Origin of the sequence: Stenotrophomonas sp. A3_2 (genome assembly GCF_036624925.1) — a bacterium.
In the GTDB taxonomy this organism is placed as follows: Bacteria; Pseudomonadota; Gammaproteobacteria; order Xanthomonadales; family Xanthomonadaceae; genus Stenotrophomonas; species Stenotrophomonas hibiscicola.
This window is the reverse complement of sequence record NZ_JAZKVY010000213.1, coordinates 1-345: the sequence shown is the minus strand read 5'-3', so window position 1 is coordinate 345 and position 345 is coordinate 1. Positions and strand designations below refer to the sequence as shown.

Annotated in this window: 1 protein-coding gene; it reads left to right on the top strand. The window is 62.9% G+C overall.

The window, feature by feature from the left end; all coding sequences use genetic code 11:
* Positions 1-32: 32 nt before the first annotated feature.
* On the top strand, positions 33-345 hold a 313-nt coding region (locus tag R5H29_RS07105; protein WP_332328972.1), incomplete at its 3' end, for a hypothetical protein.

Genomic DNA, 345 nt, shown 5'->3' with positions numbered 1-345 from the left:
GCCTGGAGTACCAGTGGATCAAGGGGAACTCGGTGGGCGACATCATCGCCCGAACCGGGGTTCTGCGCTGGACGGATCTCGGGGTGCCACCCAACTCGACGGTCGGGTTTCTGGACGCGCCCAGGCTCTTCTACAAGGTGTCCGGCATCCTGGAGACGACACGGGAGCTGCCGACGTTTTTTCTCGAATTTTACGATCCGACCGAGACGGTGCTGGTAGCGCAGGCGTACGGAGTTGCGCTCTCTCTGGTAAACGACGGGACCTGGCACCTGCTGTCCGACGCGCAACTGCTCATCCCGCTGGCATACCAGCCGTCCTCGGCGCAGTTTATCATCCGGCTCCGGC